The following is a 9,330-nucleotide window of genomic DNA, read 5'->3' as shown; positions in this document are numbered from 1 at the left end:
TTTAACCCCTCTTTCAGTATCAAGATAAAATAATATCTGATTTAATCGTAAAAATTGTGTATTTTTCGTTCACTTTATAAAAGAAAGATAGAAAAACTTATATAAAATACAACATTTTTACGTCATAACCTTTGTTTTTATTAATATATACTATTTTTTTATTCTTGTCTAGTAATAATACAACATTTTTACGATTTACAGCAACATTTTTACGTCACAAGCAACATTTTTACGGTTATATACAACATTTTTACGTCATAGGTACACAATTTTTACTCCCTAATACGCAATTTTTACGACATATGTACAACATTTTTACTCCCCAGTACAACATTTTTACTCCCCAGTACAACATTTTTACTCCTCAGTACAACATTTTTACGATATTAATAGCTATAAACCGTATGGTTAAGCCTTAAAATAGCCCCTTAATTGTAACTGTAACTATAACTTTATATATATAACTATAATTCTTGTTCTATAATAAAATAACTAACGAATTTTCAGAAAAAAATAAAAAATCTATTTCAATTGGAGTAAATGCAGCAACTACTTTCCCAATAATCCTTGGGTTATCATCCCAATATAATTTTATATCTGGAAATTTTTTTCTCCGTTTTGATCCTCTTCTATATTTAAAGACTGTAGAAGAAGTCCATTTTCCTCTATAGTGACACATTTTATAAAAGCATTTCCCATATAAACATTATCTAATGCACAAACTTGACCATCATAATCAGGAGAACTTTGATATTTTATAAGCGCAGTTTGACCATAATGAAATTTTGGTTCCATTGAGTCCCCTTTAATTGGGATGCCTATATCATAATTAACCTGTTTATCCCAATACACAGTACATGTTTCAATATTATCAGTATAACCTTCACCTAAACCTGCAGATAATGCTTGCTCAGTCGCTTGCTTATATGGGATTAAAGAATTTCTAAAATGAATTATGTTTTCTTGTTACTTTTGGCTTTTTAATTTATCCTCAGCATAATTAATTGTTTGTTGTTTATCATCTGAGTTCTTGATAAATTGGCAAAATTTCTGTATCTGTTAAATATTCAAATGAAACATTTAGTGCATCAGCTAATTGTCTCAAATTTTCATCTTTAGGGTTTCTGGACCAATGTCAAATATTTAGACACAAAATGAGCTATATTTTCTTAAAATAATTTTCTTCTTTCTAATTTGGAGTTAAACCATTGTTGTCGGAATGAGGATTATAATTGTTACCCGAATTGCTAGTTAATTTCATTGGAAAATAAATAAGTCGTGCTATCCTAATCTTAAACCATTAAGCATTAGAAGCGCACGACTTATATGACTTATAATAGCACACTTACAAAAGTTTTTGTTTATTTACTGACAAGCATTGAAGCGATTTATCAAACGAGTGTTCCCCTTGAGGTTCAAAACCGAAAGAACGTCCATCTCGCAACATCAGATTGCTTAGTTATCGCTTGTTACCTATGGGGCGTACTGCATTTTAGTGAAACACTTAAAGCTAAGCACCAATTGGCTCAAAGTTTATTTCCTAATTTCCTAGAATATTCTCGCTTTGTCCGCCGTTGTAATGCCCTCTTACCGAGTATCCAAGTCATTCGCCAAGCACTCGTCTTTAAAGAGGTTGAAGGAATTAGTGTATCCATTATTGACAGCTTCCCCATTCCTTTGTGTCAGCCTATTCGTAATTTCAGAAGCAAAGTTCTTGGAGATTATGCAAATGTCATGCTTTAGTCAGTGAATCAGGCTATGTCATAGACTACACAATTACTCCTGCTTCAATGGCTGATAGTTCAATGACCGAGGAAGTGTTGAGTCAATTTGGGACACCAACAGTCCTTGGAGATATGGGATATTTAGGTCAGTCACTGCATGATAGGCTGGAACTCAAGGAAATTGAACTTATTACACCTGACATGAAGCAAAAGAAAATCCTTTTCCCTAATTTTTCAAAACGTAGAAAAGTGATTGAGCGATTTTTTTCTTTTTTGACAAATCTAGGAGCTAAGCGTTGTAAAAGTCGTTCGCCTCAAGGTTTTCAATTTAAATTAGAGAGGATACTTTTAGCGTATTCTTTACTGTTAAAATCAGCTAAATCACTGGAACCAGAGACTTTAAGATATTCTATCAGGTATCAAGTCATGTCTAAATAATCAACTAGCAATTCGGGTAATTGTTATAAAATTGTTCGATGTATTCAAAGCAAGAGAGTTGAACTTCTTGAATGGAGTGATAAGTTCTGCGATTAATTTCTCGTGGTTTAAGATACTTGAAAAAGACTTCAGTGACGGCATTATCATAGGGATATTCAGGCTTGGAGTAAGAAGCAAGCAATTGATGCTCATCTAATAACTTTCTAAAGGAAGCTGATTTAAATTGGCTTCCTTGATCCGAATGAAAGATAATTGGTTCCTTAGGCTTCCTCTTATTTATAGCTATTTCTAAGGTGTCACAGGCGAGTTTGGCATCAATCCTATCACTTACTTTCCACGCAATACATTTCCTTGAGTAGAGGTCAAGAGTAGCACAGAGATAAATATGTCGCTTAGCTCCTATAGAGATATAAGTCAAATCTATTGTCCAAACTTGATTTGGGGAATTCGGGTTAAATTCTTGTTTAAGCAGATTATCAGAAGAAAATACAGGAGATTTATTTGATTTAAAACGAGGTTTGATGGTTGACATTTTAGGGAGTGTCATAGACTTGAGAAGTCTTAAGATACGGCCTTCAGAAATATTAACGCCATAATCACGCAGAAGAATGATTTTAAAAGCTCTCGTTCCAATTCTTTTCTTGGCTTTCATATAAATCTCAAGGAGTAATTTTCTCAAGCGTTGATTTTCTACTTCACGCTTCGAAGGCCTCTTGTTTATGAAGTTATAGTAGGTGGAACGATTGACATGTAAAACACGACAGAGCATAACTGTCGTGTGTTCAAATCGGAGTCTATAGATGGCTTTCAATCTTACTTGGAGTTTTGCATGAATATGGCACTCGCTTTTTTTAAGATCAGATTTTCTTCCTCTAATTGGGCATTCCTTTTTTGTAATTCTTGAATCTGTTTAGCAGTCAACACCGTATTATCTTCAAGACGCACTTGAGAGTACTGCTTAATCCATTTTGCAAGTGCAGAAGAAGATACCCCATAATCTTTACAGAGTTCAGTTTGTGTTTTACCAGTTTGATAGAGATTAACGAGCGATTGTTTGAAATCCTCGTCGTAACGTTTAAAACCTGACATAAAAGTCCTTTCATTTTTGTGTCTTAATAGACAGATTATAACACACAATTTTCTGTCCACTTTTATAGTATAGCTCCAAGGTTTGCAAAAGAACGTCTATCCGCTTTATGACGAGTTAAAAGAATTAAGAGGATTGAATGGGGTTAAAGACCACTTGTCTTATGTATCTAGCAAACAAGAAGCCTATTCTAAACGCAATGTAGCGAAGTATCTGAAAAAAGCAATTGAGCAATATCTACCTACGGTTAAAAGGCAGGAATTAGACCATGAGTAAGAATGTAAAAACCATAAAAGAGCTGGCTGACGAATTAGGCACTAATAAAACTAGAATTTCAAGAATAATAAACAAAAATTCAATCCCAACTCAAAAAATAAAAAATAAAATTGTGTTAGAGGACAATTCAGTAAGTCTTATCAGACGGTATTTTAAGAACGAAACACAACTACAGAACGAACTGTCAGTATTCTTAGAACAGAACTTTATAAAGCCCATTCTCATATAGAAAAGTTAAGCAATCTTTTAGACCAGCAACAACGGTTAGCTTTGCAGGATAAAAAATTGCTAGAAGAATACAAGTCAGAAATCAATGACTTAAAATCCCTTAAAATGCCCACAGAGGACACAAAAGAGGAACAGGCGAATAGTCAACCAAAAGAAGAAGTTAAAGCTCTTAAATTTGAAATACGAGCCTTACAGGAGGAATTAAACAAACAAAAGATACATTCACAAGAGGAACGAGAAAAATTAAAAGCAGAATTGACAACTCCTAAAAAGTGGTATCAATTTTGGAAATGACAAAAAGCCTATAAAATGAGATTGTAGGCTTTTTATTATTCAAGTGGCATAATTCTACTCAAAACCATTTAAAAGGGCTTAAAAGACAAAATATGAGCTTATAGGACGATTCAAGCATTGAAGGGAGTGAAATATCTATTTTTCACTTTCTTTAGTGCTTTTTCGTTGGTTTGCTCAACGACAGGAACATTATTTTTTACTTTGTAAAAAATAGAGTTTTTTCAAAACTCAAATAAAAAAGTCCGGTCTTAAATTTTAAAGACCAAAAATTTCAGATCCGATTTTTTTATTGTTTACTCATCAGATTTTTCAACGGACTAAATTTCAAAATCATCATCACGTGCTTTGTGTTTTGGACTTTGATTTTTTTGATAGGCTTCTAAACGTTGTTCTGATTTTTGATAGTATTGAATGTTTTTATCGACTTTATATAAAGTATCTCGCAAATCATCACGTTCTTTTGTTAAGTTTTTAATGGTATCTCTGATAGAGGTATCTTCATAAGGCAAGGTTTTTGTTGTTTCCACGTATTCTAAAATCTTTGTGTCTAGCTTGTCTAATTGATGTTGTGTTTCTTGATAGGTGGCTTCTAACTCTTCTCCTATGGTTTCAAAACTCCTATCAAAACCAAGCCCTTGACTGATTAAGAAATCGAACTCATGAAAAACTTGTTTGAGTTTGATATTAACATTGTCAGAATAAAGAGGGACATTGCCACTTTGTCTTTGTAAATTTTTAGCAACGGTTGCCCCAACCATGATTTTATGGTTTGCCGGACTTCTTATATCAATATACGAAAAGCGGTCGCCCTTTTTAATAAATATTTTATATTGTCCGTTTTCTAATTTATCAACACAGCGTGCAGGTATCTTAATCGTTGCTTCATTATCAAATGCAGTATCAATGGTTACAACTAAATCTTTTTCAGTTTCTTTTATTACTTGCCAATGTTCAAGTAACATTTCAATTTCTTTTTCTTGATTTTTTTCTTGGATACTTTCTTTGTCTTTCCAAAGTTTCACGACTTCCTCAACGGAATAACCAATGGTATTTTTTTCTATTCGTTCTTTGAGATTTTCTTTTAAAAATTTATCATTTTTTAAACTTCTATCTCTAATTTTTTTGGTTTGCTCGCTTCCCTCTAAAAGATAAGTGGTATATTTTTTAGTATCGTCCACTTTTAAATTTAAGGCACTTGCTTTTTCTTTAAAATCTTCCCACGTATGAGAATGGTTCATCAAAAATTCAAGTTTGTTTTTAATCTCTTTTCGGTAAGAATTTTTAGCAAGATAGACCAAATAATTTTTGTGAGAATTCCCTAGTTTTTGTTCAGGACGGACAATAATTTTACAGCCATATTCTTTAGAAATGTTATCAGAAATTTCTTTTAAAGTTTCCAAATCATTTTTATTTTGATGAAATTTATTTAAAGTCAAAGGGTTAGTTGCATTAAGGACAATATGATTATGGAGGTGTGGTTTATCGGTATGCGTAGCAATAATAAATTCAGCAGAATTACCGAGATATTCTTTCATGGTTTTACAACCAATTTCATGGACTTGTGCAGGAGTTAAATTATCATCAGGCGAAAAAGACTGTACAAAATGATAACCGTAAATTTCATTTTTTTGTGGCTTGTTTTTTAAAGTGTTTGCCATTGTTCGTGTCGCTAACATTTCATCACAGGTTGAGTGAATATCTAAAATGTTTTGACCGGAAACATATTCAAAGTCATTTGTTTTTTCAGGGTTCATCACATAATCAATGAGTTGGTTTAAATCTTTTGAAGAATGAACCGTTCCGTTCGATTGTTTTGGCATATAAATCACTGTCATTTTTACTCCCCCTCTGAAATAAAATGAACCACATTTTGAATTTTTTCTTCCAAATTTTCTAATTGATTTTGATAATCAGATATCAATTCTTTTGTCTGATTATTTTTATTTTCGTTTAAATGTTTAGCCATTTGATTGATATTATTTCCGATACGTTTAAGCTCAGATTTTGTCGCAGAAATTTCAGAAATAATATTTTTATATTCTGAAAAATCAATAGAAAAAATCTCTTTATTGCAACAGGCTCGTCTAGCAAAAATAGAAAAATTAGTGATGCCAGTTTTTCTCATCATCAATTTAATTCTTTCGTTCTCTTTTTCATTTACACGAAATTTTTTTTGGATACTTCTCTCACGATTTTCAATTATTTTCATCTTGTCAACCTCACAAATATCTGTCAACTCTAAAAGCTCAAAATAGGGGGTTAGTGTCTTTAGTGAACTTAGCACTTGGGTACCCAAGTACAGTAAAAAGTATTCATCTTTCACTCACAAAAGCTAAAATTTTCCAATTTTATTTTTGTTCGTTTCAGACGAATATTTTTATTTTTGGTGGTGTCCCCCAATCCCCCTTTTTTTAAAATTAATTATCATGAGTTATATTTTTTGGAAAATTAATTTCAAATTCTTTTAAGACATCTTCGTATAAATCTTTGACTTCAAAACATAAATTTTTAACTTCCTCTTCGGTCAAAGTTTGAACATATTTTTTTGCGTGAATGTAATGATTTAATTCTTCTTTATCAATTAAATCTAATTGTTCATGTATCATTTCTTCTAACATATCTATCAATACTTTTTTTGGAGTTGGAAATTTATTTGTCAGTTGAATGGCTTCTAAAATTTCACGTCCATAAAATTCAGTTTCTGAAAAATCTCCGCCTTGATAGTTAATCATAATTCATTTTCTCCTTTGATTTTATTGTTTGAAAGTTTATCATTTTTTAGTTCAGTTTCTTGTGGTTTTTTTTCAGAACACTTTGTTTTTGCCTTATCAATTCTTTCTTTCATTGTCATTGATTTTTTCGGTACAGGAGCAACATATTTTTCTAATTCAATATCAATTTTTTCAATTAATTCTTTTGCGGTTGCTTGAACATTTTTCAACACATTTTCGGTTCTGTTGCGAAGTTTGAAAATCAAACGCGCCCTCTCTAAACTCCAAATATCTTAGGCTGTTATTCCCATTAATACCTTGATTTCAGTAGACACCGAAAAGCCGAAGAGCGTTCCATTTCTTCGGTTCTTTTTATATATTCCTCGAAGGGTCTCCATGCCCTTAATCGTGGAAGAGGCTGTACGGAGACTTTGATAAAATTTATTCCATCGTTTAATAGGTCGATGGTCTTGTTCTATTAAATTGTTAAGATACTTCACCGTTCGGTGCTCTGTCTTAGTATATAAACCCACACTCTGTAACTTTCTAAAGGCGGAGCCAAGAGAAGGTGCTTTATCGGTCACAATTGCTTTCGGCTCACCAAACTGTTTATGGAGTCGTTTTAAGAAAGCATAGGCTGCTTGCGTATCCCGTTTCTTTCGTAACCAGATATCTAAGGTTAAGCCGTCCGCATCAATTGCACGATAAAGATCATGCCAACGTCCCTTAATTTTGATATAGGTTTCGTCCATTTTCCATGAATAGAAGGATTGTCTATTTTTCTTCTTCAAAAAATCATAGAGGACTTTGCTGTACTCTTGCACCCAACGATAAATCGTCGTATGACAAACATTTATTCCACGATCATATAACAATTTCTGAACTTCACGATAGCTTAGATTGTAACGCAGGTAGTAACCAACAGCGACAATAATGACGTCTTTTTTGAATTGTTTGCCTCTAAAATGATTCATTACTCTGTCCTCTCTGTCTTTTTTCTCAATTTTACACTAAAATAGATTTTTTGAAAAACTTTGCAACAGAACCTATAAGCCTTTATAAACCTGTTTCATAGAAAACCTCTTAAATTGAAAAATAAAATGGGACAAATTTGGGGCAATTATGGTATAAAATCATAGCTACGATTTAATCTCATTGAATTTTTGAGTTTATAAAGTTAAGGAACTAAGCATATTATTTTGGAAGATTTGAACAAAAAATAAATTAAAGAGTCATTAAGAATTGAATTAATGACTTTTTATTATGTTAAGTTTGTTTGGTGCTTTTAAGCTATATGTTTTTCTCTTTATAAACTAATAATCAGTATTGATCTTAACAAGGTGCTATACTTAATTTTATGAGATTACAGTCTCTGTTGTGGAATAGAAGCCAAAATTGGTTTCTATTTTTTTCGTTGATATTGTAATTTCGAATTAAAGTGATATACTTAGCTCATGGGTGGTTTAGCGAAAGCACCACACCTTCATCATTAGCTACTCAAATGGGGGTAGCTTTTTTAAATAATGTGTAACTATAAACAAAAATCAGTTTAATAATAAAAGTAAGGAGCATCTAACGAATAAAAATAAAGAAAAAAAGGCGATCATAGGCCTACTGTTTTTTGGGTTTGTAGTAAGTATTTTAGTGATATATCTAGTGATAGCTTTACTAATGTAAGAAATAACTTAATGTTCGGATAAGGTAACACATTTTTTTAATAATTTATGAATCCTAATGTTAAATTGACTTTAACTGATATTAGTGTTACACTTGCGAAGTGGGATGGAGCAGTTAGGTAGCTCGTCGGGCTCATAACCCGAAGGTCATAGGTTCAAATCCTATTCCCGCAATATTTTAAGGGCTTTAGGGAGCCCTTATTTTTTCTTATAAAAAACTCACCCTTAAGTAAAAATTTTTTCGTGAAATAGGCAGCGCCTAGAATGGAAGTGAAAAATGAAAACAGGAGATAAAATTACATTATCTAATGGGGAACAAGCAACAGTCGTTTCTGGAGATATTAATCTCTATAAGTATGCACTAATTGTTGAATTAGAAAACCATGATGTCAGGGTGGTTGATAGAGAAACCCTGACACTTGCTAAAGCAAATCCTCATGAAAATCTGGGGAATCACAAGAAAATCAATAAGTTTTAAATAGACCAATTTGACTTTGGTAAGAATAGGTGTTACTATTAAGAGGTAGGTTTTGTCTCGAGTTTAAATGTTTTAGGAATGCACTTTTTCGCAAAATAGGATTTACAGATGATGCGAAAGGATGTATTATATGAATAAAGGAACAATAAATTGGTTTAACGCTGATAAAGGCTATGGTTTTATTATGGCAGATGATATGCAAGATGTGTTTGCTTACCTCTTGTCTATTCAAGGAAATGATTTTAAAAAATACGATGAAGGTCAAAAGGTTACTTTTGATATCAAAATGACGTCTCGTGGTCGTTATGCTTCAAACGTACATAAAAGATAAATGAGTTAAAGCATGGGGTGTCCTTTGCTTTTTTATTTATTGCTATTGCAAAAATGAATTAAAATGTTATACTGAGTGAGGGAAAGA

At 32.1% G+C, this 9,330-nt stretch carries 8 protein-coding genes, 1 tRNA gene and 4 pseudogenes; 6 read left to right on the top strand and 7 right to left on the bottom strand.

Annotation, left to right across the window (positions count from 1 at the left end):
- Positions 1 to 591: 591 nt before the first annotated feature.
- Positions 592 to 933 carry a S24 family peptidase gene (locus tag MKX45_RS11940; RefSeq protein ID WP_340817347.1) on the bottom strand — a complete coding sequence of 114 codons (342 nt, stop codon included), beginning with the start codon at positions 931 to 933 and terminating at the stop codon, positions 592 to 594.
- Positions 934 to 1,326: 393 nt separating this feature from the next.
- Between MKX45_RS11940 and MKX45_RS11935 the strand changes: the two are divergent.
- Positions 1,327 to 2,162: pseudogene (locus tag MKX45_RS11935) on the top strand (IS982 family transposase).
- Between the two features lie 16 nt (positions 2,163 to 2,178).
- On the opposite strand, the pseudogene MKX45_RS11930 reads toward MKX45_RS11935, so the two are convergent.
- Positions 2,179 to 3,251: pseudogene (locus tag MKX45_RS11930) on the bottom strand (IS3 family transposase); the annotation flags it as partial.
- A gap of 73 nt (positions 3,252 to 3,324) precedes the next feature.
- Here MKX45_RS11930 and MKX45_RS11925 point away from each other — a divergent pair.
- Together MKX45_RS11925 and MKX45_RS12560 are read left to right on the top strand one after the other, a co-directional pair.
- Positions 3,325 to 3,525: pseudogene (locus tag MKX45_RS11925) on the top strand (RepB protein); the annotation flags it as partial.
- Positions 3,518 to 4,047, top strand: a pseudogene (locus MKX45_RS12560) (RepB family protein). The pseudogenes MKX45_RS11925 and MKX45_RS12560, both read left to right, overlap by 8 nt.
- 317 nt (positions 4,048 to 4,364) lie before the next feature.
- Here MKX45_RS12560 and MKX45_RS11915 read toward each other — a convergent pair.
- From MKX45_RS11915 to MKX45_RS11895, 5 genes are all read right to left on the bottom strand, one after another.
- A complete protein-coding gene (locus MKX45_RS11915) occupies positions 4,365 to 5,882 on the bottom strand; it encodes a relaxase/mobilization nuclease domain-containing protein (RefSeq protein WP_340817344.1) in 1,518 nt (505 codons plus the stop codon).
- A gap of 2 nt (positions 5,883 to 5,884) precedes the next feature.
- The gene (locus MKX45_RS11910) at positions 5,885 to 6,256 is read right to left on the bottom strand and encodes a plasmid mobilization protein (RefSeq protein WP_340817342.1); all 372 of its coding nucleotides are present in this window, start codon (positions 6,254 to 6,256) and stop codon (positions 5,885 to 5,887) included.
- 208 nt (positions 6,257 to 6,464) lie between these two features.
- Positions 6,465 to 6,779, bottom strand: a complete 315-nt coding sequence (locus MKX45_RS11905) for a hypothetical protein (protein WP_340817340.1) — start codon at positions 6,777 to 6,779, stop codon at positions 6,465 to 6,467.
- Positions 6,776 to 7,024, bottom strand: coding sequence for a hypothetical protein (locus MKX45_RS11900; protein ID WP_340817338.1), 249 nt, complete (start codon positions 7,022 to 7,024; stop codon positions 6,776 to 6,778). The genes MKX45_RS11905 and MKX45_RS11900 overlap by 4 nt, the downstream gene beginning before the upstream one ends.
- 27 nt (positions 7,025 to 7,051) lie before the next feature.
- Complete coding sequence (locus MKX45_RS11895; RefSeq protein ID WP_340817336.1) at positions 7,052 to 7,732, bottom strand: IS6 family transposase; 681 nt, start codon at positions 7,730 to 7,732, stop codon at positions 7,052 to 7,054.
- An 802-nt stretch (positions 7,733 to 8,534) separates the two neighbouring features.
- On the opposite strand from MKX45_RS11895, the gene MKX45_RS11890 reads away from it, so the two are divergent.
- The 3 genes from MKX45_RS11890 to MKX45_RS11880 all read left to right on the top strand — a co-directional run bounded on the left by MKX45_RS11890 (position 8,535) and on the right by MKX45_RS11880 (position 9,243).
- Positions 8,535 to 8,608 (top strand) — tRNA-Met (locus tag MKX45_RS11890).
- Positions 8,609 to 8,711: 103 nt separating this feature from the next.
- Positions 8,712 to 8,912 (top strand): hypothetical protein, encoded by a 201-nt coding sequence (locus tag MKX45_RS11885; RefSeq protein ID WP_011669085.1) that lies wholly within the window; start codon positions 8,712 to 8,714, stop codon positions 8,910 to 8,912.
- A gap of 130 nt (positions 8,913 to 9,042) precedes the next feature.
- Complete coding sequence (locus MKX45_RS11880; RefSeq protein ID WP_003132324.1) at positions 9,043 to 9,243, top strand: cold-shock protein; 201 nt, start codon at positions 9,043 to 9,045, stop codon at positions 9,241 to 9,243.
- Positions 9,244 to 9,330 lie beyond the last annotated feature (87 nt).

It is taken from the genome of Lactococcus sp. FSL W8-0209, from assembly GCF_038006585.1.
Classification (GTDB): domain Bacteria; phylum Bacillota; class Bacilli; order Lactobacillales; family Streptococcaceae; genus Lactococcus; species Lactococcus lactis.
Note: the sequence above shows the minus strand (reverse complement) of the source record. Positions and strands in the feature narration are given on the sequence as shown.